The organism is Enterococcus sp. HMSC076E04, from assembly GCF_001814285.1.
GTDB classification, from domain to species: domain Bacteria; phylum Bacillota; class Bacilli; order Lactobacillales; family Enterococcaceae; genus Enterococcus_B; species Enterococcus_B lactis.
Genome location: NZ_KV815631.1, coordinates 79,972 through 104,027 on the forward strand (window position 1 = coordinate 79,972; position 24,056 = coordinate 104,027).

Here is a 24,056-nt window from a genome sequence, read left to right on the forward strand (position 1 = left end):
GGCTTTTGAACACCGTTTACCAAGAGGTTGTGAACCTACCGTTTAGCTCTGAGTCACAAGAAGCAATTTCAAAAAATAGCTTCCTATGTTTTATGAATATTGTGACCGAGGAGTTGGTAGGGGAACCCCATTTATTCATAACAAGAGGTTGTGACAGATTTCATGTCACAACCTCTTATTATTTATATCCGTTTCTTTTTGAAAAAACCTTTTTTTCAGTATTCACTCTCTTGCCAATCCACCATAATCCAGCTGCTATCACTACTTCAACGATTGCTACTACACTAAAAAATTGGATGAATGACAAAATATATGTGTCTAACAAATGTTCGAGTGCTTGGGTTCGAATATCTAACTGACTGGCCATATCGTACAAATAGAGACTGACTGACAGACTTAATAATTGGAAGCCCGCACCTCCTATCACCACTGCAAATGACCAAAGAACTTTTTTCCAAGACATTCTGTATAAATAAAACACTCCACTCAGCAATACAAGCAAGATACTACTGATCATTGGAAGAAAAGAAACCATTCGCTCTCGTATCGTCAATATCTGATCGATGAACGACATCAAATAGATTGATTGTATTCCTCGTCGAAAAATCCCAGAAGTCATATAGATGAGTAAATTGTTTTCTTCACTAGCAAATGGATCATCCTCTGCTTCTTCTTGTTTGTATGTATTGATTATCTCTTGGAGCTTTTCTTCTACTTCCTTTTCTCCAATCAGTTCTACTGGTTCTTTTTCATATCTGTTGCGGATGAAAAGCTCGATATTTTTTTGTACTAGTTCTTCAGAAACAATCTTTTCCAATGCTTCAGCCGGAGCTCCGATCTCATAATGATAGCTTTGGATCTCTCGATTGATCTCAGCAGCTACTTTTTTCGCATAGTCCGATTGCATGTTTTGCTCTAACATAAAATGTTGATTTGCCAAGGTGCTTATTAAACAAAGCATAACAGTCAGGCAAAACAGGCAGACAGAACTAATCATAACAATGATCCGTTTATTCCATTTATTTTGAATTTGTTTCATTACGCCTCCTCGTATTTGTTTTTTCACTGAAACGAATGATGGTTGGTTATTGTTTAAATAGTTAAAATGATTCAATAGTTCAACTATACTTTACTGTACGTAAGGATACAATGAAGGCACACTCCTTCTTTTTCTAATAAAAAAAAATTTTGGAACTCTTGCTTTTTTGAGGATTTTTATTTTGAGAAAAAAGCGTTTCATTATCAAAAAGATAAGAACTCCTTTAGAATGAAACTATCTGTAGTACCAATAATGCAGACAATTTTGTGAATCTGAAAGGAGCATCTCCAATGAAAGCAGTCACTTGGCAAGGAAAACAAAAAATGGAAATCAGAAACGTAGATGATCCAAGAATATTAGAACCAACAGACGCAATCATCCGTATCACAGCAACCGCCATTTGCGGCTCCGATCTGCATCTTTATCATCATGGTGAAGCAGTTTTGGAAAAAGGGTATGTTGTAGGTCACGAACCTATGGGAATCGTTGAAGAAGTAGGATCACAAGTTCAAACATTGAAAAAAGGGCAACGAGTGGTTATCCCTTTTAATATCAGTTGTGGTCATTGTCATTTCTGCCTGAATCACATGGAAAGCCAATGTGATGAAACAAATCCAGATCAGTTATATGGCGGGCTTTTCGGTTTTGGCAAGTTGAATGGCAATCATTGGGGTGGGCAAGCAGAATACCTAAGAGTACCTTATGCAGACTCTACGTCGTTTGTCGTTCCAGATAATAATCTTCCTGATGAAAAAGTTTTGTTTTTATCAGATATTTTGCCTACAGCTTATTGGAGCGTTGAAAATGCAGGCGTAAAAAAAGGCGATACAGTTGTGATTCTAGGATCTGGTCCAGTCGGTCTATTTGCTCAAAAATTCGCTGTAATGGCTGGAGCAGAGCGCGTGATTGCAGTGGATCCAGTACAACATCGTTTAGATAAAGCGGCTAATTACAACGGCGTGGAAACTTATTTCTTAGAAGACACAGCACAAGCTGGAACGGAATTGTATGAGTTGGCTAAAGGTGGTGCCGATGTCATCATCGATTGTGTAGGAATGGATGGGTTAGAACCTGTAAAAGAAAAAGCAAAAAATTTGGTGAGCCTACAAAGCGGCACGATTTCTCCATTACAGATGGCTTCGCAAGCTGTCAAAAAATTCGGAACCGTCCAAGTAACTGGTGTGTATATGACGCCAGCTTCTTCTTACCCGCTTCAAGGGTTTTTCATGCGAGATATTGCGGTCAAGCATGGACAGGCACCAATTATCCATCTGATGCCGAAAATCTACGAAATGATTGCAGAAGGACTATTTGATCCTACACAGATCATTACTCATTCGCTGCCACTAGAAGAAGCAGCACAAGCATATGAGATCTTTGACAAAAAAGAAGATAAAAATATAAAAGTTGTTTTGAAACCTTGAAATCAGTAAAAAATACAGGTGATTTTCTTTATGCCCAAAATCAAACGAAATACCCATGAGATCGAAATAGGAAAAGAAGAAGATATCGAAATACGAGGACGTCGCTTCCGCTTCTATTTCCAAAACCGTTACACATTGATCTCACTAGCTGTCGACTTATTAACCGGGATTTTCTATATTTTTGGAAGCCTTGCTTCCTTAACTAAAATCCCCGATCGATATGGCACCTATTTTTATTTGGCTGGTGCTGTTTTCTTGACGATTCGTCCTATTCTCAGAATCGTTAGGAACATTTTCATTTACGACGAGAAAAGAACAAGGAAAAAGCATGGGAAGGCAGTTTAGCCTTCTCCATGCTTTTTTGTTATTCTTGTGTTGTGCATATTTCGCATACTGCGATTCGAAAAATTTCTAAGTATAGAACAATTTTTCGGTTTCCTTCTCTATATACTCACGTCTATGCTGTTTCATGTATCTACTCTTACAGCGTCATTTGGTACACTCGCACAGGAATTCCTTCATTATCCTGAGCCATCCCGATAAACTGCCAATTGTATTTTTCATAAAAATCCGTATGATCCGTCACAAGGTAAAGCACCTTTACGCCCATTTCTGCAAAGTCTTGCTTGATCGTTTCTAAAATCATTTTGGCAATCCGTTGGTTTCGGTAGTCTTTTTCAACAAACAGCGCACAGACATTCGGAGTCAAATCTACTCGATCATGAAAATCATTGTCAACAACACCTGCACCTGCAATAATCTCTCCCCATTCATTCAACACCACATACCATTGCGGAACCGATGTGTTTTTTCTCGTGCTTGCTTGGATACTTTCTTCATAAACAGCAACTGGCAGATGCCATTTTGAAGCAAACCATTCGGCTGTTTCTTTTATCAATGTCGGTCGATCCCGCAATTTTATGACTGTTCTTCTCTCCATTTGTACTCTCTCCCATTCATATTTGGTCTATTATAGCACCTTGTATTTCAAATAGCTTTCCAATCGCTCGATTTTTTTGAATGAATGGGATTTTTTATTTATACACAAATTTCAAGACAAATATACCTCGATTTTCTCATTCATTATTCGATCCTAAGTTTTAAATTACTTATTTCCATAAAAAAACAGAACCAGATAACCGGTTCTGCTTTCTTTTTTCATTAAGCATCCAAAGCTTCTTTTCTTCTTTCTTGGATCGTAGCTACCTTGACGAACGGCAGATAGATCAAAATAGAAAGGATCAGATTGACAGCGGCCAGTACACCACCTGCAATACTCTTCGTTGCCAATACACCGCCAATAACTGGTGGTGTTACCCATGGTGGCATAACAGTAGCTGCTGGCACTAAACCTGTAGAAGTCGCAAAGTACGCAACACTAACTAAGACCATTGGTGTCAAAATAAATGGAATGAACATGATTGGATTCAATACGATCGGTAAACCAAACATCGTTGGTTCATTGATATTGAAAACACCTGGCGCAATCGACAAGTTTGTTACAACCATATACGGTTTGTTTTTACGTCCTACTAAATAAATAGCTAACAGTAAACCTAATGTTGCACCTGTTCCTCCTAAATTGACAAAGCTGTCGAAGAAAGGTTTGTTCACGATAAATGGTGCGCTATGTCCAGCTGCGATCGCATTGACATTTGCTTCGATTGCCGGCGCATTGATCGTTTGCATCAAAGGATCGACCATATTCGCCCCGTGTAAACCAAAGAACCATAAGAATGGTGTGATAAATGCAAGCAATAATGCAGATGGATAAGAGTTCGCAAGTCCCATAAATGGTTCTTGGACCACTGTATAGAACGAACCTACGATATCATCAACCCCAAATGCAGCAAAAATTGCAGCAACTAAAGCAAAGGCAGAGATAGTGATCATTGCTGGCAGTAATGAAGCAAATGCTTTCGCAACTGCTGGTGGCACACCATCAGGCATTTTGATGATCAATTTTTCATTTCCGCTTAAACGTACAAAGATTTCTGTTGAAATAATCCCAACAATAATAGCAATAAACAAACCGTTTGAGCTCATACCTAATGCTCCGCCTAAAGCAAAGAAAGAGCCTAAAGAAATCACACCTGCGGAAACACCGTCTTTTCGGTAGCCGTTAGCTAAATGATACGCAAGTAAGAAAGCAATCAAGACAGAAAGAATGGCAAATGTGCCGTTCCAAGCTGCAGCCCCGAATCCTTTCCATGATTCACCGCCAAAAATTGAATTCATCAATTCTTGGAATCCGGGAATCGGTAAGTTATTGATCATTACTGCTAATGCTCCTAAAATCATTAACGGCATACTCACCATAAATGAATCCCGAATCGCAACTAAATGCCGTTGTGCACCAATTTTTGATGCGACAGGTATAAAATGTTTCTCCATAAATGCAACAAATTTATCCATAAATCTTCCCTCTTTTCTTTACTGTGAATTACGCGTCCAACCGACGATACAGATCAATGATCTCTTTTGCTAAATCTGTAAAAGCAATAGATGTCATCAGGTGATCTTGACTGTGAACTGTCAAAAGTGTTACTTCAACGTGGTTTCCTTGTGCTTCTTGCGTCAGCATCTCTGTTTGAGAGTGATGTGCTTGGACTAAAGATTCCTCTGCATCTTTGATTTTTTCATCTGCTAAAGTGAAATCTCCTTTTTTCGCAGCAGCAATCGCTTCCATTGCATCGCTTTTTGCATTTCCGCCAAACATGATCAGACCCATGATGGCTTCTAGATTTTTTTGATCTTCCATTTCTTGTTTCCTCCGATATTTTTATTATTTGTTTATTAGTTTTTCTGCTTGGTCGAGTACTTTTTCACCATTCATCATGCCATAGTCAGCCATATTGATCACATCTAGAGGAATGCCTTTAGGTGCTAGCTTTTCAGCAAATTGATTTTGCATAAAACGTACTTGCGGACCTAAAAGTAAAACGTCTACATTTTTAGATTCTATTTGATTATCTGCATCTGAGGCAGAGACAGCAAAGATATCTGCTTCCATTCCTTTTGCTTCTGCTGCTTTTTGCATTTTTGTGACTAGGAGGCTTGTACTCATTCCCGCTGAACATACAAGCATGATTGTTCTCTTTTCCATTTTAAACACGTTCCTTTCTATTCTTACACTTGTATATAAAGCAAGTAGTGTGCCAACTTTAAAAGCGCTTTAAAAAGTTGATAATATCACGTTTATGGTCTATACCAAGTTGCATACACACTAAAAAAGAAAGCGCACACTAAACACACAAATTCTTTTTTATTGTATTTATTTCTTTTAACGTGCACAAAAAAAGTTGTGACAAGTCTTTTGTCACAACTTTTTTGAATAAGAGGTCAAAATGCTACTTTCACAACCTCCTTTATTCCAAATAACCATCAAATACAATCAATATCTTCGAAAAACTTCTAGTTATTTATAGGCTTCATCAGGTAAGCTTAATTCTCTCTTATCAATCAGAGACTGATACCAGGAAGCAGACTTTTTCAATATTCTGCTCCGTTCATCGTTCAATTCGATTCGAACTAATCCATATCGATTCTTAAATGCATTCATTGGTGAAACACAGTCAGTGAATGCCCATAGCATATAACCTTCGCAATTTGCACCTTCTTCTGCTGCTTTGATCAAATAACGCAAATGCTGTCCGATAAATTCGATACGATAGTCATCTTGCACGATTCCTTTCTCATCCATGTACTGTTCTTCATGTTCTCTTCCCATACCATTTTCTGTTATCAGCCAAGGGATATTATGATAATTTTCTTTTAGATACATGGCTATATCGTACATGATTTTTGGATAGATCTCCCACCCTCTAGAATTGTTCATTTTCTTTCCAGGTAAATCAAAGACTTCATAATATCGTTCTGGATGGAAAGGTGTCTCTTCATTCCATTGATAACGAGGAGCACGAACGCGTTTAGGGTAATATTGATTGATCCCAAGGAAATCTACTGTATGATGCTGAACCGTTTCTAAATCCTCTGTTGCAGGATCGAAATAAATCGATTGTTTTCGACACAACTCTAGGAACTCTTCTGTGTAGTACCCTTTTACCATCGGATCAAAAAATACTCGATTATAAAACAGATCATACATATAAGCAGCTTTTTGGTCTTCTGGAGAACTGGAACGAGCATAGACCATCTCAGGATTTAAAATACAGCCAATCCTTCCGCCATAATTGCCACTATGGTAAATTTCTACAGCTTTAGCCGTTGCTAATACTTTGTGATAATTCCACATCATCCATTTTTTTGTGTTTTGTTCATGCGGCCAGCGAACAGCATCCAAATAGCAACGCGTTTGGGGAACGATTGGTTCGTTGAATGTAAACCAGTTTTTTACCCTGTCACCGTAACGATCAAAAGCAATCTTTGCGTACTTAGCATAAAAATCAACCACTTTTCTTGAAGACCAGCCATCATATTTTTCCAAAAGAAAAGCAGGGACTTCGTAGTGTTCTAAACAAATCATCGGTTCTACGTCTGCTTCGATCAAAGAGTCGATCATTTCACTTATATGCTGAGCATATTCTTCATCTACTATACAATTCTCGTAATCAGTGAAAAAACGAGCCCAATTGATAGAAGTCCGATAATGTGTCAGATGGATGGATTTCATCAAATCTACATCCTGTTGGTACTGCTCCATAAAATTAGTTGCTACGGCTGGACCATACCCATTATGCCAAACAAAATGTTCATTTTTATACCAGCTATCTATAAACGAATCCTGTCCTTCTTTTTTTCCTTTCCAACCTTCCGTTTGCCAAGCAGAAGATGCTGCACCAAGAATAAAATTTTCTGGAATAGTAATTTTCATGATTTCCTCCTGTTTTTTAGATCACATCATTTTCCACACGATTTGCTACTTTTACGAATGGCAGATAGATCAAAATAGAAACAACAATACAAACAAGTTGCGTAATAACTGCACCGATATTTCCTGCTGTGGCCAGATAAGCATTGACGATCGGCGGCATCGGCCAAGGAACCATTACAACTGCTTTTGCCGCAAATCCTAAAGCGGTTGCAAAATAACCAATCGTTCCTGTAACAAGCGGCGTTAAGATAAACGGGATAGCTAAAATAGGATTCAGCATGATCGGCATACCAAAAATAACTGGTTCATTGATGTTGAAGATCCCAGGAGCAAGAGATAACTTGGTGATTTGTTTCATATCTTCTCGCTTTCCCACTAGCAATACTGCTATCAGTAGACCTATCGTGACCCCAGACCCGCCCATACTCATATACATATCCCAAAATGGCATAGTGATAATGTTTGGTACTTCTTTTCCAGCTTCAAAAGCTTCCGTATTTACAGCAATTGCCGCTAAAAGCAACGGTTCTCGAATTGGCTTCACCATTTGATTTCCATGGATACCAATCACCCAAAAGACTTGCGCAATGAACATCAATAACAAAATACCTGGTAGCCCTTGAACGACACCTTCTAATGGGCGTTGTACGACATTGTAAATGATATCATAAAGGTACATCCCTGTAAGTTCTTTGATGATAAACCCCGCAGCCGCGATACCTGATACTGTCAGAATCGTGGGAAATAACGCAGAAAAACTGGCAGAAACATTCGTTGGCACGGTATCAGGCATTCTCAGCTGTAGTTTTTTCTGTTTCCTCAACCAGCAATAAAGTTCAATGGAAAGGATGGAGACCAACATTCCCAAAAATAACCCTTTCGTATCTGTATATTGTTTAGCCAATACGTTCTCTACTATAACAGTCTGATTTTCATTCACTAATTCATAAACAGTTGGATTAACAGATAAATAAGACATCACTGCGATAATACCAGGGAATACACCATCCACTTTATTCAGCCTTGCTAATTCGATCCCTATCAGAAAAACAGCATAGATGGTCAAGAAACTTAGTGTGACATAGCTGATGGCAGATGCGATAGGTTTTAATTCTTCTAAAAAACGCAAAAAACTTATCTGTGCTAACCCATTTTCCGAATCAAAGACCATTGCTGAAAACAACGTGCCAAAAGCACCCGTAATAATTACCGGAATCAATGCAGCAAATGCGTTTTTTATCACCATGATATACCTTAAATTATTGATTCTCGTTGCCACGTTCCCTAAAACATTGGCTAATTTATCCATAAAACTCATTCCAGATCCCCTCATTCCTGCTTCTTCTCCTTGCCGTCATCTCTTTTTGCCTGTTAGTCAGCGCTTACATTTCGGTGAATAAAAACTATTTGCTTGTCCGTTTTACCAAATATAAAACAAAAATTCATCTGATGTATTTATCATAAAATACATCAGATGAACTGTCAATTAGTTTCTTTCTTCCCAATTATTTTCTGTAATTCTCTCCGATTTGTTGCCATATGGACAGTCATCGCATCAAATGCCGCAAGTACATTCCGCCTCTCGATAGCCTGAACGATTTCTGTGTGGATATCGATCGTCTCGATTTTCAAATGCTGGATATCATAATTTTTGTTAAATAAAGCAATCGATTCATTAATGATCGGAATGATATGCAGTAACGCTACGTTTCCGCTAGCTTCTGCAATCGTCGTATGAAAATCGATGTCTAATTGAACATGATCTTGTGTACCTTCTCGAAAAGACGTTTCAATCTTTTGCGTTAAGCTTTTCATTCGGCTGATTTGATTTTTCGTTGCATATTCCGCCGCTAACCCTGCCATCTTTGGCTCCAGTAAATATCTCAGCTCAAACAAGTCTCGTATCATCCGGTCCTGATCTTCAATCAAAGAAAAACCGAGTGGATCATTAGCAATCCCTCGCTTATCACTGACAAATGTCCCCGCCCCTTGCCGAACTTCAAGAATATTCCTAGAAGCAAGCGCTCGGACAGCTTCTCGCACCGTGCTGCGTCCCACCTCTAAATAATCGGACAACTCATATTCATTCGGCAATTTATCTCCTACTTGCAACTGCTTTTCCTTTAAATATCTAAGGATCTTGTCCGTGGTTACTTCTACTAGGGTTTTATTTTCTTCCAAACCACATACCTCCTTTTCATCTGATGTATTTTTTCGTAATTATTATAACACGTTTGAATCATCTGATGATTTTTTGTATAAAAATCGATTCATCCGTTCATGGATATACAAACGAAGCTATTTACCATAAAAAAAGACTAGGATAAAATTCACTCCTAGCCTTCGATCATTTTTATTTTGAACGACAAAACGTATGATGTTCAATAATAGATGAGCTTCATTCGATTCTTGATGACATTTTTTGATAGATGGATAAAAAGTTTGATTACATCGTTTCTATTCTAGAATTTGGTCGATCTTCAATTCTTCTTCTGGTGAGAAATCTAAATTATCCATCATTCGAACACTTTCTTGTAACTGACTTAACCGACTTGCTCCAACCAGTACACTCGTAACAGATTTTTGTCGCAAATTCCATGCAAGGGCCATTTGCGCTAATGATTGCCCTCGTGATACGGCGATTGTCTGCAGTGCTTTGATTTTTTCCAGAGTTGATCCAACTTGTTCTTCTGAAAGGAATGGTATTTCCTTACGATGTGCTCTAGAATCTTCAGGAATCCCATGCAGATAACGATTTGTCAGCAAACCTTGGGCAAGCGGGCTGAACGTGATTGCTCCTAGACCTTCTTCTTCTAATACTGGAGATAAGTCGTCTTCTAGTAGTTCACGAGAAAACATATTGTAGCGCATCTGATGAATAATGAACGGTGCTTCTTTTCTTTTTAAAATTTCAGTCATTTTTTTGGTATCTTCTCCATTATAGTTGGATATACCAATATATAATGCTTTCCCTTGTCTTACAAGTTGCATCAATGCTTCTGCTGTTTCTTCCAAAGGTGTATCAGGGTCTGGACGATGATGATAGAAGATGTCGACATAATCTAGCCCCATTCTTTGGAGACTCTGATCACAACTTGAAATGATAGATTTACGAGAGCCCCATTCTCCGTATGGACCTTCCCACATATGATAACCTGCTTTGCTAGAAATAATCAGTTCATCACGGTAGGCTTGAAAATCTTCTCTAAAAATACGCCCGAAGTTTTTCTCTGCAGCTCCAGCAGGGCCTCCATAATTATTCGCAAGGTCGAAATGGGTAATTCCCATGTCGAATGCACCTCTTAAAATCTCTCTTTGGTTATGGATAGGATCATAATCACCAAAATTTTGCCATAATCCGAGAGATAAAATCGGTAATTTCAAACCTGAATGACCGGATTTACGATATTCCATTTTTTCATAACGTGCACTATCTGCAATATACAAGTTTTCTCCTCCTTACCATTTTTAAAACGCTTTCTTTCGTTCTGCTTTTAGTTTACTACATTTTAAAGAAAAGGAGTTAGTCAAAATGATTTTTTCTTGTATTTTTTTACCATTTGTTTTTTATTCGTTGATAGATCAGAAATTGTTTACGTGCTTGCTGAATTTTTTTATAGCGTTTCGGTTGTTTTTTGTAAAATTGCTGATGATAATTTTCTGCTGGCCAAAACGTACCAACTGGTTCAATTTTTGTGACGATTGGTTGGCGGAACGTTCCTGAACTGACTAGTTCCTGTTTCGATTGCTCCGCTAATTTTTTCTGACGTTCGTCTTGATAAAAAATCACCGGACGGTACTGCTTCCCTCTATCTTGAAATTGTCCAAAGGCATCTGTGGGATCAGTTATTTGCCAATAGATTGTCAACAAATCGCTATAACTTATCTCTCTCGTATCATAAATGATCTCCACAGCTTCCACATGGCCTGTGTAACCACCACTTACTTGATCATAATTTGGTTTTTCAACATGTCCGCCCGTGTATCCTGACAAAACGGATAGGTTCCCTTTTTTCGATTCAAACGGCTCGACCATGCACCAGAAACATCCCCCTGCAAATACTGCACGTTCTTGATAGTCAGCATCTTGCATAGCATGCTTGGAAAAGTCATATTTTTGTTGCGTGTCAAATCCTTCCGTAAGCAATAAATAAAAGTCCATTACGTCAGGCGTCAGATTCATTCGGATAGCTAATGGACGTAGTGTTGCTTCTAGTTTTGATAACTGTTCTTTAGCGGATGTATTCTCTCTTATGTCATTCTTTGTCTGGATCAATACTTTTCGTTCCCAATCTCGTGTATTCGGATTTAAAATCAGATTATAAAGTGTTTGAATGAATACTTGTTCCTTATCCATAGACTCTCCTCCTTTCCGAAGAAGACAAGCTAGTGACTTTAGCTGTAATTTATCATAAAGTGAGGAAATAAGCGATTGAATCGTATCTATTCAAAGAAGATAAGCGGCTTCAGATGATATAAGATGATCTTTATCTTAAAAAGTATACTCTATGGTTTGGTTTAACTAAAAAACGACCTCTGAAAAAAGGGATGTTCTCCAGTTCTCAGAAGTCGAGTAAAGATGATTCTTTTTTTATGAACGATAATAAACTTCATCCAAAAACAGACCTTGTGCAGGGACGGTTTCTCCTGCATGCTGCCGCACTTTGCTTTCGAATATTTCATCGATTGTTTCTATCGGCATGGCACCTGTACCGATTTCTAGTAATGTTCCCATGATGATTCGCACCATTTTATATAGAAATCCGTCTCCGACAAAAGTAAAATGAAGCATTTCTCCCTTACGTTCGATAGATAATTCATCAATCGTACGTACCGTAGATTTTTTTGATTTTTTCAATGCAGAAAAACCAATGAAATCATGTGTACCCATCAATTTTTCGCAAGCTGCATTCAGCTTATCCATATCCAACTCTTGAGGAAAATAAAAGCTGTGATTTCGTTCAAATGCTGAAGGAATCACGTTGTTCCAAACATAATAGCTGTATTTTTTGCCCACCGCATTATATCTTGCATGGAAGCGCTCAGGCATCTCTTCGATTCTTTTGATGACAATATCTCGCGGAAGATAGCGATTCATAAAGTCGATCATTTCTGCCAGTCCAATTTCTGAGTTTGTTTTGAAATTTGCCACTTGTCCTCGCGCATGCGTGCCGGCGTCTGTTCTTCCTGATCCAATAATTTCTATCTCTTCATTTGTCATCTGATGCAACACTTTTTCGATTTTCCCTTGGATGGTTTTATCGTCATCTCCAAGTCTTTGCCAGCCTGAATATCTTTTTCCGTCATATTCGATCGTCAACTTGATGTTTCTCATATTTTTGTGGCTCCTCTATATTCCATTTGGTCTTCTCTCTACCTTTTTAAGATTGTAGCACAAATTAAAGCTACTTGCTTCTCTGTGAGAGAAACCAAGTAGCTTTAAATAATTGTTTATGAACAATTGTATTATTTATAATTCATAATGAATCACTTCTTTATATTCCTCATATAATTCTGCGTTTCGCAGATCGCCCCCATCTAAATTCGCCGAATAAAATATAGGAGGATGTTTTATCCCATTTGCAATAAGCTGTTCGCAAACTTCCACGATGATCGTATTGAGGATGGCTGCACCGATTACAGTAGAGGAAGGACCGGCTTTTTGTACGATACCTGTCAGCTCACAGCAAGCATCTCCTATATCCCCATGGTTATCGATAACTATATCAGAAACCTCAAACAATCGTTTCCCTGATGAATGACGACTAGTGACCGATCGTGAATATTGGACATTCGTCAAACTAATGATTTTTACGCCCTTCGCTTTTGCAGTTAACGCTAAATCAATAATGATTGGGTTTCTTCCCGATACCGAGTGAAGGATCAATACATCTTGATTTTTAAATGAAACTGTTTTTGCTAAATTCGTTCCATATCCTTCTAAACGTTCCATTTGACTGGTAAAGGTGATAGGGGAACGATCTAGCATCACTTCTCGTCCAAAGATAGCATTGATGGTCATCATCCCACCTGCCCGATAATACATCTCTTCCGCTAAGATACCAGCATGACTAGCACCAAAAATATAGACCGAACGTTTTTGCAGATTCGCTTGGGTCAATACATCGATTGCTTCTTTGATTGACTTTTTTTCTTCCTTTTCAACCAAATCTAATAACTGTTTGATTTTATCCATATATTTGAACATCTAGAACCCTCCAAACAAACCGCTAAATCCTCTACCGATCATTCCCCATAACGACAAATCGTTTCCGCCGAAAATCAATATCCAGCTTTGGATCGTCGTACTAAAAACAATAGCTGAAAAACCAGCTAATACGACCATGACAAATGAAGCTGCGATTGTTCCGACAACCGCTCCACGAAAGCCACCTTGACCTTCACCGATGACTGCTGCACCACCACATTCAAAGAAACTTGTGATTACTAATGGCACAAGCAACACGCCGAATAGATGGAATGAATTCGCCAAAACAACTAAAATCGTAGAAGTGATCATTGCCACGATAAAACCGATAATCACTGCATTTGGTCGATAATTGAATAAAATAGGCACATCAAATGCTGGTTTCGCTCCCGGTACGACTTTTTCTGCAACCCCTTGAAACGCTGGAATGATTTGATTGATCAGTAGTCGGACACCATATAGCATAATGAGTAGTCCTGCACCAAAATTCAACCCTGCTTCAATCGAAAACATCAGGAGATTATCCCCTTCTGGTATCAAAACAGGTGCGATGATCCCAACTACGGTATTCATCAAGAACATGACTAGTGCACCTGTAATTGAGATTTCTCGGAAAAATGAAAGATTCTCAGGTACTTTGATATCTTCTGTCGATTTTTCTTTATTTCCTACTCGTTTTGCTACAAATCCTGAAACTAAAGACAAAACACCCGTTGGATGACCAATCAGGAAAGAATCATCTCCCGTAGCATCCCAGACATATTTGCGCATGATCCACGGCATAAACGACCAATAACAAGCCGATAAAATCCCGCTGATCCCAATCAATGCTCCCCCTGACAGTCCTGCTTCCACACCAGCTGCTACAAATACGAAAGGAAACCACCAAAGCATATGACCTGTTAAAAAGATCGTCTTCACAGGTGTAAACCGAGCAATCAATAAATGGATAACTAATCCTAAAAACATAGCTAATCCGACCGTTCCGCCATATTCTGCAGTAAACGTCACATCAGATAGTCCTTCTGTCACTTCTACACCCAACTGTGTTTGGACAGCTATATTGATTGGAGAAATCGTTCCGACCAGCATATTGACTCCGGCGGTCAAAGCAACCATACCAAATGCAGCGGTCAAAGCTCCCTTAACCGTTTCTGAAAATGATTTTCGCTGGATGAACAGCCCGAGCATCGCAATCAAACCTAACAAGACGGGCGGATTCTTCAAGATGTGTTCACTAATGAAATTCATTCTTTTATTCCCCCTTATCAGCTAGATATTGTTCCAATTGCGCCTTTATTTCTGAAGTATCCATATACTTTTTAATAGGATAAACAGGCGCTTTTACAGAAGCTTTTAGTTCTGGAAGTAATTCATGACTTGTAAAATAAACATCTGCCATCGTTGCTTTGGCAGTGGATAAATCTGTATTTTCCACTGTCGCCTTTAAACCCAGCTCCTTAATTACTTTATCAAGAGACATTTTCAAAACCATAGAACTCCCTACACCAAATCCACATACTGCTAAAATTTTCATTTTTCTTCCTCCTTATGCAAATAACTGAATGATTGTTTCTTTATTTCCTGATAAAATCGTTTGATATTTTTCATTGTCCATAAATATTTCCATGATATCTTTTAATCTCTCCAGATGGCTTTCGTGGTTTTTGGCAGCTAAAACCAAAAAAATATGGATTGGTTTCTCTTTCATATCTACAGCATCTTTTACGACTAAAAGGCTCATACTTTGCTCGTTTACTCCAAGACCTGGTTTTGCGTGCATCAGCGCAAAATAATCAGCCAATACCATATATGGTCCATTTTCCTCTACACTTCTGATCATGTTTTCTAAATACGTATGCGTTATCATTTTGTTTTTTAATAATGGATTGCTAGCGATTTCGACTGCTTTCATCCAATTTTCAGCCGTTTCTATTACTTGGATTTGATTTTTCGGCAGCAATTTATTGATAGTACTCATTCTCTGACCTCCAACATTTTTGAAATAAACCAATTTTTATCCTCTATTCCTTGCATGACCATTTTCATCACAGGTTCGACTTCTTTCACATCTTCTTCTCGGATCATTAGCAGAACAACGATATCTGCCTTTTGATATCCCCATGAAAATGGCTTGTCTGCTATCAATACAGCAACCGAAGTTTGTTTAACGACATTGGGATTGCCATGAGGAATAGCAAAACCATTCTCCAAGTATGTTGATTGGATTTCCTCACGCTCAAAAATAGAGTAGAGAAATCGCTGTTTCGATTCTTCATTCTCAAACTGTTGCTGATCAACCAAAAAACGGATAGCAGCTTCTTTTGAATCAAAGTGATCAAAATAGACATTAGAGGAAATAAGAGGTTTCACTTTTTCAGCTATCGAGCCTTCGATGTTTATTTGTTCGTTATCTATGACCAGATCGATATAATGATTCATGATACGTTTCATATCTCTAGCAGTAACCATTGGCGAAATTCTTACTACTGGTCTAATTTGTTTAGGTATATCGACAGTGGAGATAATCAAATCTACGTCAAACAAATCTAGTCTGTTCAATTTATCGACAGATGCTGTTTCGATACTATCGATATCAGGTAAGATTCTTCTGATTTTTGCAGAAACAAATGAACTGGTTCCCATGCCATTGGGACATACGAATAAGAGTCTATTTAATCGTTTGACACGCTCGATTGCTGCTTGGAAATGGATAGCTACAAAACCTACTTCATCTTCGGACATGCTTACTTGATAAGGCCAGCGAAAATCATTTAACGCAAACCAGACAACACCATACAAAGAAGGATAATTTTGTTTTATCTCATCTATCAAAGGATTTACGATGGTCGTTTGAGCCTCAATACGTAAAAGCAGCTGATACAGATGGACAAGCAGATCTTCTTCTAAACGACTATCTTGGGTAAGATCTATCTGAATGCCTCTACTCACTTTTTGGATCAATTGCCGGATTTTTTCTCGAAATACTAAAGGGATCGTTTCATTTTTCATGAAAAAGCGTAAACCACTTCCCACAATAACATAAGTCAAATACTGTACTTCTTCTTGCGAAAATTGGTAAATACGCTGTTCCTCTAACTGATGCAGCAATTCACAAACGAGGGGATATTTGTTGAATTCTAAAAAATACTTTCCATATTGATTTTTACCTTTTAAACTGATTTTCTTCCCTTCTCTTAAACGCTGAATCATCAATAAGATTGAAACGATGATACTTGAAAAGTAGCTTTCTGGTAGCTCAATTTGCTTGTCTGCAATGCTCTCGCGAAAAGATCGTTCGACTATTGCTAGAAGCTTTCGATCCACTATTTCTCTTACGATCTCCAATTCATCAAAATGATTCAGGATCATACGCTTCAGTACCTTCTGAACCTGTATTTCATTTCCTTCAAAATATGTCCCGAAACGATCAAAACTGAGATTCAACCCTTCTTTCGCAAATACATATTTGATGTAAGAAATATCATTTGCGATACTGCTTCTGGAAACATAATATTCTTCAGAAAGTTGCTGGTAACTTACATGCTCGAAATTGGACAATCTGTTCAGGATCGCTACTCTTCGTAGTTTGCTTTCTTGATATTGTATTACACTCATTTCCATCACCTTCTATATTCACTATAATTTTTTCTTATAAGGAGAACTAGACCAAATAAAAGATTAAAATAACCTGAGAAATCATACACTGCTCTTTCTCAGTTAATATACGCTAAAACAGAAGCTATACAAGAAAATTATGGAACTATATTTCAGAAAAACAAAAAAACAGCCAACGGACGAAATGTCCGCTGACTGTTCAATTTGATGGCTCAAGTTTTACTGTCTGAGATGCAAGATACTCAACCAGGCAATGGGCACATAATTAAAGAAAAAACTGATTCTTTGGCAAAATCCTATTTTATTCAGGAATGACCAAGAATTTATAGAAGGAATTCTTGCCAGACCATAAATCGCCGCAAAAAGCAAACTGATCACAGACAATCCAAGGTATAAGTGGCTTACGTCCATTTGCCCATTTTTTCGATAGATCAAGAAAAGAAGAACTGGAAACAATAAAAAACCACTATAACCTAAACCTGATCCGATATTATGGACCCATGTCGAGACATTCCACGAAGATTCATGGGTATTGATACTGAACAAACCTGTAAAGATACAATCACCTATACCATAAAAACCGATAGATGCTGTAACCAGGGTAGCTAACACACGAGATGTACTTACAAATGCAGCATACAATGCAGGCAATGACAGGATGAAAAAAATCCCTGAAACCACTGACCAAATAAGAAATGCTTTTCTTACAGGACTGGAAATCTCTCCAAATACACTAATCACACTCTTCATTTGATCTAATTCAGGATAATACAACCCTAATACGTACGGAGTCAAAAAATCACTCAACACGCCTAATAATAAAAAGAAGAAACCAAATTTACGTAAAAAATCCATGATGCGCCTCCAATAACAATTACCTATGCTTTTAATTGTTATTATAAACGACTTTATCTCGATTTAACAGGATCCTCTATTTTACACGAACATCTACATAACTCATTAAAAATTTGAATCGTCTTAAGGTTCATCCCTAAATATCTAATATTCAACGTTCATTTAACCCATCTAATCGATCTTTCAATTTGATTTTTTCTCCACTTCTTTTACGCGCGCCTAATTCTCCTATTGCAGTGAACAACAGATCACTTGAGGAATTTAAGGCAGTTTCCATTGAATCTTGGATAACACCGATAATAAATCCGATACCGACGATTTGCATCGCAACATCATTAGAGATACCAAACAAACTACATGCTAATGGAATCAATAACAGTGAACCGCCCGCAACACCTGAAGCCCCACAAGCAGCTAAAGCAGACAAAATACATAAAAGGACTTTCAAAACAAATGGTGCTTCAATCCCTAAGGAATGTACAGCCGTCAATGACATCACGGAAATGGTAATCGCAGCACCGCCCATATTGATCGTAGCACCTAATGGGATCGATATGGAATAAGACTCTTTCGTCAATTTCAATTTTTCAGCCAGCATCATGTTTATCGGGATATTTGCGGCAGAACTTCGGGTAAAGAAAGCGGGAAGCGCACTTTCTTTCAAACAAAAAAGAATCAATGGATAGGGGTTTTCTTTAATAAACAAAAACGTGAGGAACGGGTACACAACTAATGCGACAAACAGCATCGTGCCAATCAACACAAGTAAAAGCTGCAGATACTCTGCCAATCCAGCGATTCCAGTCGTGGCAATCGATTGATAAACCAATCCTAAAATCCCTATCGGAGCGAATGCAATAATCACTTGTACGACTTGTGATAATGCTACAGATATTTGATCCACCAATTCTTTTGTCGATTCTGAACGTGCTCGAAAAGCCAGACCTAACAACACAGCCCAGAATAAGACACCAAGATAATTCGCATCAATGAGCGATTGAACAGGATTTTGTGTGACATTTGTCAACATCGTAGATAAAACACTTTCCAAATTTTGCGGTGCTTGTTCAGATACTGTTTCTTGTAAAGTAATAGGAACAGTAAAAATTGAACTTATAATCACTGCTACAAGTGCCGAAAGCAATGTTCCTACTAAATATAAGACTAAAATAGGCTTCACAAATGTCTTATTTCCTATTTTATGTTTGGCAATTGAAGCCATCGTCAAGAAAAAAACTAGAAGAGGCGCAATTGCTTTCAAGCAACTGACAAACAACGTACCCAATATTGAAATAAATGTCCACGTGGGGAAAAAGATACCAAACAATATTCCGACTAAAATACCAACAACAATACGTTGAACTAACGACATATCCAAAAACTTCTCTAACAAATGACCACCCTTTCACAATTTTACCAATCATTGTATCATTTTATCTAAAGAAACTAAAGGTGCAATTTTCTAAAAATTCTAATAATACAATTGGCAATTCATGCTCTTGCAACATTCAATGTTAGTATTGGAGGGTTTATTCAATCTCTAAAGAAGTCGAGAGAAAACTATTTATCGTTATTATTAAAGTTATCCAAGTAAAACGTAACTAAGATGAAGGACGAAACTAGAAATTTCATCCTTCATCTTAATTCTTTGACATAACAATCAATTAATATTTTCCACTGAGTCTCTTCTTTCTCTCACTCTCACTGGTTTACTTGCCCATAAACGATTTGATCAAAGCCATTTTTCAATTCATTATTCGCTGTCTCGTTGAAGTAAAGATAATTATCGGGATTCCCCTGATTTTGTTGTGTCACCAATACTTTTGGCTGATTTTGCTGAAAACCGAATAGATAGACGTGCTTTTTCAGATATGGTTCTGTCTCTGCATCGGAATAGACGGCTGTGATTTGATAATCTGCTTGACCTGTCCCGCTTTCTGACCATTCTGCAGAAACAGGCACTCCACCAATAGCCATCTTCCACTCCCCATTCAAAATAGCTTGAGGGACTTTAAGACCATATAAGTCCACACTCATTTGATTCGTATAACTTTTGTATTGTTGTCCCATTGTTTGGCCCCATGTGGTCATAAATGCCTCTAATTGTGCGGCTTTGTCTGCATTCCACAGTGTTTGTTCGACTTGTTCGCTGCTTTCTGAAGAGGAAGATGAAGCCTCTACAGAAGAACTTGAAGTAGATGTTTGAGTTGTTTCAGTCGTTTTGGAAGACTCTGACGAAGTAGAGGTATCTGCTGTTTCTGTACTTGTTGCAGTTGACTTGCTCTCTGTGCTAGTTGTTGTAGTAGTTGCAATTGTTGTTTTCGCTGTTTCTTTTGTTGATTCTTTTCTTGGTTCATTCCCGTTGGTACAACCAGCTAACAAAAAAGCTAGACCCATTATTAATAAAATCCTTTTTTTCAATTAAAAAACCCCTTTCGATTACTCCCCCACTTCTTTATTCTATCAAATAAGCAATGTGATTTTATTGATTTTTTGTATTTTCTCATCCATCTTTTAAACCATTTAAAAACTAAGAAGCACCCGCTGATGTCTTATAGACAACATCAGCGGGTGCTTCTTTTTATTTTATTTTTAAGACAAAAACTTCGTGTTTTTTTCCTGCTTTTCTCACGCTTTATATTTGTGTTTGAAGAAACATAGACTTTTAGTCATCATCGTCTTCCTCATCCAAATCTTGTCGGACAGTTTTTCCTTGGAGTCTTTGTACTTGGTAGATGATTTCTTTATTGAAACTTAAAAGTTCAACGAGTAATTGTTGCAAGCCATATTTTTCTTCTTTTTCAGCTAACTTGATTGCCCGTGTGATAAAGACATTTTGGAAATCAAAATCTTTTGCAAAGTTTTCCAATATTGTTGAGGCTAGTAAATATTTGTTTTGACCATGTTCGTAAATTTTTCCATAACGCATGACTTCTTCTAAAGTAGACGGAACGATTTCATTCTCAATCACTAACTCATGAGAGATTTTATTGAACCATCTCGCTTCTTGATCAGCATATTCTGAAAAAAGGGTACTTAATTCTTGCGAAGATGTACCCAAAACATACAATTGTGCTTGGATCAATTTCATTTCTTCTAATTTGAAATTTGCTAATACATGCCCCACCATGGCGCCAGCAGTTGGTTTATGATGGTCGATACCTGCTTGTTTTATTTCTTGAGCAAATTTTTCTTCCACTATATTCATTGATTTATGCCTCTTTTACTTTTGTTGATTGGACTTCATAACCTAATTTTTCCACAACTGCAGCTAATTGTTCAGGGTGAACTTTATCTGGATCAAAGTTTGCTTTGATTTTGCTCGCATTAAACAAAACTTTCGTATTGCTTACCCCAGGCTGTTGCGAAACCGCATGTTCGATTTTTTGCATACAGCTTGGACAAGCTAGTGTATCTAATTGCATAATCATTTTTTTCATCATAGTTCTTCCTCCCTTTTTCTTGATAGTCTTATTCTAGATTACAGCTTCCATAAAAAAATTGATTCTTATCAAGTTTTACGATTTTTCCTCTTTGCTTTCGTGTCCAAAATACAATAAACGCATCGCGTTAAAGATAACGATCAAGATACTAGCTTCGTGAACGAACATCCCACTAGCCATGTAAATAAACCCGGCAAATAAGCCGATGAGTAAAAATAAGACGACACCAATGGCAATCACTACATTTTCACGGGTATTCAAAACAGTTTTCTTAGCCAAACGGTAGGCATGAACCAACGATCCAAAACTAGATTGCATCAAGACAACGTCACTCGTTTCGATAGCAACATCCGTTCCTGATCCCATAGCAATCCCGATATCAGCCGCAGCCAAAGAGGGAGAATCATTGATTCCATCTCCAATGAAAGCAACGCGCAATCCTTGTTCTTGGTATTTTTTCACAAATTGAACCTTTTCATCTGGTAATAATTCAGCATGGACTTCATCAATGCCTAACATATCAGCTACATAATCAGCAGTCATCTGATTATCACCTGTCAGCATCACTAAATGTTTTGCTCCTGCTTGTTTCAACATAGCTAATTGTTCAGCGACTTCTGGTCGAATCACATCTGACACACCAATAATTTGAGTGATTTTTTTGTCGATTACTACAATAATGACCGAGCTGCCTGTTTGTTGTAATTGATGTAAATCTTGTACTTGCTTTGGTGTGAGAGAAAGTTTGTGAGCGGCAATCAATTTGGTGTTGCCCGCACAAACTGTATGACCATCAATCTCAGCTGTGATTCCTTGTCCCTTGATCGTCTGATTATCTTTGACTGCTAATTGTTGAAAATCAATGTCTTTCTCCTGAGCATAATGGATCACGGCGCGCCCCAAAGGATGATCGGATAACGTTTCTAATCGAGCCACTAAAGCTAAGCTGTCCCCTTCATCCTCTGTATAGTTCTTGATAGTGGATACAGCAGTAGTTCCTTTGGTCAATGTACCGGTTTTATCAAAGACAAAAGTATCGATTTTGGAAAAAGTATCCATTGCTTCACCGCCTTTGACTAAGATGCCCCGTTTCGCTCCATTACCGATTCCTGCTACATTCGAAACAGGCGCACCAATGACTAAAGCGCCAGGACAACCAAGAACCAAAACAGTGATGGCTAAACGAAAATCACGACTGATCAGACCAACAAGCAACGCAATAAGTAAAACGGTTGGAGTATAATACTGAGAAAAACGATCAATGAATTTTTCCGCATGTGATTTGGTATCTTGTGCTTCTTCGACTAATTCGATAATTTTGGCAAAGGTCGTATCATCTCCGACCTTAGTTGCTTCGATCGTCACGTAGCCATCTGCTAAAATCGTTCCAGAAAATACGTCATCTCCACTGATTTTGACGACTTGTCGTGATTCACCCGTCACTGCGGCTTCATCCGCATACCCTTTTCCGTCAATGACTCGTCCGTCCACAGGAATAGCTCCACCAGTTTTTACTAAGACGATATCACCTTCTTCCACGTCATCGATTTCCACTTCTTCAGTCGTTCCATCTTCTTGGACAACGCTGGCAGTCAATGGGGCCATCTCGGTCAAAGCCTTGATTGATTCCCGCGTTTTGGTCAATGTTTTTTGTTCCAGATAACTACCAAACAAAAACAAGAATGTAACGATAGCTGACTCCTTGTATTCTCCGATCATAAAGGCACCAAGCACAGCAATAGTAACGAGTAAATCAATTGAGATAACTTTGACTTTTACTGCCTGATACGCATGGATCATAATAGGTATGACCGCAATAATAGAAGCTATGGCTAGAGCAATGTTATAGAACAAGACAAATCCAGTAAATTTTCCGATAAAACCAAAAATAATCAACACAGCTGATAAGGCGGTGATATGATTTCGATGCTCTTGGATCCACTTTTGAAATTTCATCTTTCTCCCTCTTTTCCTTTTCATTCTTACGAGACTAAGTATAGATACTTATCCATCATAAAAAATTGACCACTATCAAGTTTAGTCAAAAAGGTGGTTTTCTTTTGGTATACTGAATTCCTACAGTCATTAAACGATCATATAGAAAAAGGAAGCGCCGAAACGCTTCCTTAGGTAGTTCTATTTTTTTATTCAAAGATAAGATGCTTTGTCATCTTACGACTGAAGAACAACAATCAAAAAAGGGCAGCAGCCACTCATTCACAAGAAATATCGTTTTTTGATATGGGAATTGAAGCAGTGGACAAATATCTCTACTTATTAGCTGGGAATAAGATCCAAAAAAGCTTAATGGATTTTATCCAAGAATTGGAATGTACTTTCCACAAAAAATTCACTCATTCCATTCTTTTAAAACTTTTGATTCATACAGCGTGTCTAATTGAGCGTACATTGATAAACGGTCATGAACTTAAAATTATATCAGAAGATGACACAAGACCTTCTCATGAAACAATTTTTCATGTAAAAAAGGCCTTCAAAAATATTGAAACAGAATTTGGGATCACTGTTTCTTATGATGAATGTTTCTTTATCTATGATATTATCGCATCTAAATAATCTTTTTTATGTAAACGAGTATTTTTTTAACTTATTGTTTAAGAGTGATAATATTCCA

The 24,056-nt window shown here is 37.8% G+C and carries 25 protein-coding genes; 3 read left to right on the forward strand and 22 right to left on the reverse strand.

What is annotated here, in order from left to right; translation table 11 throughout:
• Positions 1-178: 178 nt before the first annotated feature.
• Positions 179-1,039, reverse strand: a complete 861-nt coding sequence (locus HMPREF2961_RS12320; RefSeq protein WP_025477375.1) for a hypothetical protein — start codon at positions 1,037-1,039, stop codon at positions 179-181.
• Positions 1,040-1,329: 290 nt separating this feature from the next.
• Between HMPREF2961_RS12320 and HMPREF2961_RS12325 the strand changes: the two genes are divergently transcribed.
• Positions 1,330-2,463 (forward strand): alcohol dehydrogenase catalytic domain-containing protein, encoded by a 1,134-nt coding sequence (locus tag HMPREF2961_RS12325; protein ID WP_070704858.1) that lies wholly within the window; start codon positions 1,330-1,332, stop codon positions 2,461-2,463.
• Between the two features lie 30 nt (positions 2,464-2,493).
• A complete protein-coding gene (locus HMPREF2961_RS12330; RefSeq protein WP_002292499.1) occupies positions 2,494-2,808 on the forward strand; it encodes a YrhK family protein in 315 nt (104 codons plus the stop codon).
• A 136-nt stretch (positions 2,809-2,944) separates the two neighbouring features.
• Here the strand turns inward: HMPREF2961_RS12330 and HMPREF2961_RS12335 are convergent, their stop codons facing one another.
• The 21 genes from HMPREF2961_RS12335 to HMPREF2961_RS12435 all read right to left on the reverse strand — a co-directional run bounded on the left by HMPREF2961_RS12335 (position 2,945) and on the right by HMPREF2961_RS12435 (position 23,377).
• Positions 2,945-3,403 (reverse strand): GNAT family N-acetyltransferase, encoded by a 459-nt coding sequence (locus HMPREF2961_RS12335; protein ID WP_002292498.1) that lies wholly within the window; start codon positions 3,401-3,403, stop codon positions 2,945-2,947.
• Positions 3,404-3,624: 221 nt separating this feature from the next.
• Positions 3,625-4,878 (reverse strand): PTS sugar transporter subunit IIC, encoded by a 1,254-nt coding sequence (locus HMPREF2961_RS12340; RefSeq protein ID WP_002316009.1) that lies wholly within the window; start codon positions 4,876-4,878, stop codon positions 3,625-3,627.
• Between the two features lie 28 nt (positions 4,879-4,906).
• On the reverse strand, positions 4,907-5,224 hold the full coding sequence (locus tag HMPREF2961_RS12345) for a PTS lactose/cellobiose transporter subunit IIA (protein WP_002292496.1): 318 nt from the start codon (positions 5,222-5,224) through the stop codon (positions 4,907-4,909).
• A 24-nt stretch (positions 5,225-5,248) separates the two neighbouring features.
• The gene (locus HMPREF2961_RS12350; protein WP_002316010.1) at positions 5,249-5,569 is read right to left on the reverse strand and encodes a PTS sugar transporter subunit IIB; all 321 of its coding nucleotides are present in this window, start codon (positions 5,567-5,569) and stop codon (positions 5,249-5,251) included.
• A 312-nt stretch (positions 5,570-5,881) separates the two neighbouring features.
• Positions 5,882-7,297 carry a glycoside hydrolase family 1 protein gene (locus tag HMPREF2961_RS12355; protein WP_002316011.1) on the reverse strand — a complete coding sequence of 472 codons (1,416 nt, stop codon included), beginning with the start codon at positions 7,295-7,297 and terminating at the stop codon, positions 5,882-5,884.
• A 16-nt stretch (positions 7,298-7,313) separates the two neighbouring features.
• A complete protein-coding gene (locus HMPREF2961_RS12360) occupies positions 7,314-8,630 on the reverse strand; it encodes a PTS sugar transporter subunit IIC (protein WP_070704861.1) in 1,317 nt (438 codons plus the stop codon).
• A gap of 149 nt (positions 8,631-8,779) precedes the next feature.
• A complete protein-coding gene (locus HMPREF2961_RS12365) occupies positions 8,780-9,478 on the reverse strand; it encodes a FadR/GntR family transcriptional regulator (protein ID WP_002316012.1) in 699 nt (232 codons plus the stop codon).
• Positions 9,479-9,754: 276 nt separating this feature from the next.
• Complete coding sequence (locus HMPREF2961_RS12370; RefSeq protein ID WP_002348342.1) at positions 9,755-10,711, reverse strand: aldo/keto reductase; 957 nt, start codon at positions 10,709-10,711, stop codon at positions 9,755-9,757.
• A 139-nt stretch (positions 10,712-10,850) separates the two neighbouring features.
• Entirely contained in the window at positions 10,851-11,654 is an 804-nt protein-coding gene (gene msrA / locus HMPREF2961_RS12375) for a peptide-methionine (S)-S-oxide reductase MsrA (protein ID WP_044382711.1), read from the reverse strand.
• A 234-nt stretch (positions 11,655-11,888) separates the two neighbouring features.
• Positions 11,889-12,632, reverse strand: a complete 744-nt coding sequence (truA, locus tag HMPREF2961_RS12380; RefSeq protein WP_002316014.1) for a tRNA pseudouridine(38-40) synthase TruA — start codon at positions 12,630-12,632, stop codon at positions 11,889-11,891.
• A gap of 135 nt (positions 12,633-12,767) precedes the next feature.
• Positions 12,768-13,505, reverse strand: a complete 738-nt coding sequence (locus HMPREF2961_RS12385; RefSeq protein WP_002316015.1) for a sugar isomerase domain-containing protein — start codon at positions 13,503-13,505, stop codon at positions 12,768-12,770.
• The gene (locus tag HMPREF2961_RS12390; protein ID WP_070704865.1) at positions 13,506-14,756 is read right to left on the reverse strand and encodes a PTS ascorbate transporter subunit IIC; all 1,251 of its coding nucleotides are present in this window, start codon (positions 14,754-14,756) and stop codon (positions 13,506-13,508) included. It abuts the gene before it with no gap.
• A 4-nt stretch (positions 14,757-14,760) separates the two neighbouring features.
• On the reverse strand, positions 14,761-15,042 hold the full coding sequence (locus tag HMPREF2961_RS12395) for a PTS sugar transporter subunit IIB (RefSeq protein WP_002292323.1): 282 nt from the start codon (positions 15,040-15,042) through the stop codon (positions 14,761-14,763).
• 12 nt (positions 15,043-15,054) lie between these two features.
• Positions 15,055-15,486, reverse strand: a complete 432-nt coding sequence (locus tag HMPREF2961_RS12400; protein ID WP_070704868.1) for a PTS sugar transporter subunit IIA — start codon at positions 15,484-15,486, stop codon at positions 15,055-15,057.
• Positions 15,483-17,123: a BglG family transcription antiterminator gene (locus HMPREF2961_RS12405; RefSeq protein ID WP_070704870.1), complete on the reverse strand. Its 1,641-nt coding sequence runs from the start codon at positions 17,121-17,123 to the stop codon at positions 15,483-15,485. The genes HMPREF2961_RS12400 and HMPREF2961_RS12405 overlap by 4 nt, the downstream gene beginning before the upstream one ends.
• Positions 17,124-17,342: 219 nt before the next feature.
• Complete coding sequence (locus HMPREF2961_RS12410; protein ID WP_002316019.1) at positions 17,343-17,978, reverse strand: DUF998 domain-containing protein; 636 nt, start codon at positions 17,976-17,978, stop codon at positions 17,343-17,345.
• Positions 17,979-18,129: 151 nt separating this feature from the next.
• On the reverse strand, positions 18,130-19,350 hold the full coding sequence (gene sstT, locus HMPREF2961_RS12415; protein WP_002316020.1) for a serine/threonine transporter SstT: 1,221 nt from the start codon (positions 19,348-19,350) through the stop codon (positions 18,130-18,132).
• 329 nt (positions 19,351-19,679) lie between these two features.
• Positions 19,680-20,399 carry a DUF4767 domain-containing protein gene (locus HMPREF2961_RS12420; RefSeq protein WP_025477380.1) on the reverse strand — a complete coding sequence of 240 codons (720 nt, stop codon included), beginning with the start codon at positions 20,397-20,399 and terminating at the stop codon, positions 19,680-19,682.
• A 244-nt stretch (positions 20,400-20,643) separates the two neighbouring features.
• Positions 20,644-21,186, reverse strand: a complete 543-nt coding sequence (locus HMPREF2961_RS12425) for a ferritin-like domain-containing protein (RefSeq protein WP_070704874.1) — start codon at positions 21,184-21,186, stop codon at positions 20,644-20,646.
• A 4-nt stretch (positions 21,187-21,190) separates the two neighbouring features.
• Complete coding sequence (locus tag HMPREF2961_RS12430) at positions 21,191-21,418, reverse strand: heavy-metal-associated domain-containing protein (protein WP_025477381.1); 228 nt, start codon at positions 21,416-21,418, stop codon at positions 21,191-21,193.
• 78 nt (positions 21,419-21,496) lie between these two features.
• A complete protein-coding gene (locus HMPREF2961_RS12435; protein ID WP_025477382.1) occupies positions 21,497-23,377 on the reverse strand; it encodes a heavy metal translocating P-type ATPase in 1,881 nt (626 codons plus the stop codon).
• Between the two features lie 285 nt (positions 23,378-23,662).
• Between HMPREF2961_RS12435 and HMPREF2961_RS12440 the strand changes: the two genes are divergently transcribed.
• The gene (locus tag HMPREF2961_RS12440; protein ID WP_002316025.1) at positions 23,663-23,998 is read left to right on the forward strand and encodes a PRD domain-containing protein; all 336 of its coding nucleotides are present in this window, start codon (positions 23,663-23,665) and stop codon (positions 23,996-23,998) included.
• Positions 23,999-24,056: the final 58 nt, after the last annotated feature.

What these genes read in the sequence shown, in the direction of transcription:
- HMPREF2961_RS12355 (WP_002316011.1), bottom strand. Translation starts at nt 7,297, where the DNA reads ATGAAAATTACTATTCCAGAAAATTTTATTCTTGGTGCAGCATCTTCT.
- HMPREF2961_RS12440 (WP_002316025.1), top strand. Translation starts at nt 23,663, where the DNA reads ATGGGAATTGAAGCAGTGGACAAATATCTCTACTTATTAGCTGGGAAT.
- HMPREF2961_RS12430 (WP_025477381.1), bottom strand. Translation starts at nt 21,418, where the DNA reads ATGAAAAAAATGATTATGCAATTAGATACACTAGCTTGTCCAAGCTGT.
- HMPREF2961_RS12320 (WP_025477375.1), bottom strand. Translation starts at nt 1,039, where the DNA reads ATGAAACAAATTCAAAATAAATGGAATAAACGGATCATTGTTATGATT.
- HMPREF2961_RS12325 (WP_070704858.1), top strand. Translation starts at nt 1,330, where the DNA reads ATGAAAGCAGTCACTTGGCAAGGAAAACAAAAAATGGAAATCAGAAAC.
- HMPREF2961_RS12390 (WP_070704865.1), bottom strand. Translation starts at nt 14,756, where the DNA reads ATGAATTTCATTAGTGAACACATCTTGAAGAATCCGCCCGTCTTGTTA.
- msrA (WP_044382711.1), bottom strand. Translation starts at nt 11,654, where the DNA reads ATGGATAAGGAACAAGTATTCATTCAAACACTTTATAATCTGATTTTA.
- HMPREF2961_RS12385 (WP_002316015.1), bottom strand. Translation starts at nt 13,505, where the DNA reads ATGTTCAAATATATGGATAAAATCAAACAGTTATTAGATTTGGTTGAA.
- HMPREF2961_RS12360 (WP_070704861.1), bottom strand. Translation starts at nt 8,630, where the DNA reads ATGAGGGGATCTGGAATGAGTTTTATGGATAAATTAGCCAATGTTTTA.
- HMPREF2961_RS12330 (WP_002292499.1), top strand. Translation starts at nt 2,494, where the DNA reads ATGCCCAAAATCAAACGAAATACCCATGAGATCGAAATAGGAAAAGAA.
- HMPREF2961_RS12350 (WP_002316010.1), bottom strand. Translation starts at nt 5,569, where the DNA reads ATGGAAAAGAGAACAATCATGCTTGTATGTTCAGCGGGAATGAGTACA.
- truA (WP_002316014.1), bottom strand. Translation starts at nt 12,632, where the DNA reads ATGAGAAACATCAAGTTGACGATCGAATATGACGGAAAAAGATATTCA.
- HMPREF2961_RS12405 (WP_070704870.1), bottom strand. Translation starts at nt 17,123, where the DNA reads ATGAGTGTAATACAATATCAAGAAAGCAAACTACGAAGAGTAGCGATC.
- HMPREF2961_RS12370 (WP_002348342.1), bottom strand. Translation starts at nt 10,711, where the DNA reads ATGGAATATCGTAAATCCGGTCATTCAGGTTTGAAATTACCGATTTTA.
- HMPREF2961_RS12400 (WP_070704868.1), bottom strand. Translation starts at nt 15,486, where the DNA reads ATGAGTACTATCAATAAATTGCTGCCGAAAAATCAAATCCAAGTAATA.
- HMPREF2961_RS12345 (WP_002292496.1), bottom strand. Translation starts at nt 5,224, where the DNA reads ATGGAAGATCAAAAAAATCTAGAAGCCATCATGGGTCTGATCATGTTT.
- HMPREF2961_RS12340 (WP_002316009.1), bottom strand. Translation starts at nt 4,878, where the DNA reads ATGGATAAATTTGTTGCATTTATGGAGAAACATTTTATACCTGTCGCA.
- HMPREF2961_RS12335 (WP_002292498.1), bottom strand. Translation starts at nt 3,403, where the DNA reads ATGGAGAGAAGAACAGTCATAAAATTGCGGGATCGACCGACATTGATA.
- HMPREF2961_RS12425 (WP_070704874.1), bottom strand. Translation starts at nt 21,186, where the DNA reads ATGAATATAGTGGAAGAAAAATTTGCTCAAGAAATAAAACAAGCAGGT.
- HMPREF2961_RS12410 (WP_002316019.1), bottom strand. Translation starts at nt 17,978, where the DNA reads ATGGATTTTTTACGTAAATTTGGTTTCTTCTTTTTATTATTAGGCGTG.
- sstT (WP_002316020.1), bottom strand. Translation starts at nt 19,350, where the DNA reads ATGTCGTTAGTTCAACGTATTGTTGTTGGTATTTTAGTCGGAATATTG.
- HMPREF2961_RS12395 (WP_002292323.1), bottom strand. Translation starts at nt 15,042, where the DNA reads ATGAAAATTTTAGCAGTATGTGGATTTGGTGTAGGGAGTTCTATGGTT.
- HMPREF2961_RS12435 (WP_025477382.1), bottom strand. Translation starts at nt 23,377, where the DNA reads ATGAAATTTCAAAAGTGGATCCAAGAGCATCGAAATCATATCACCGCC.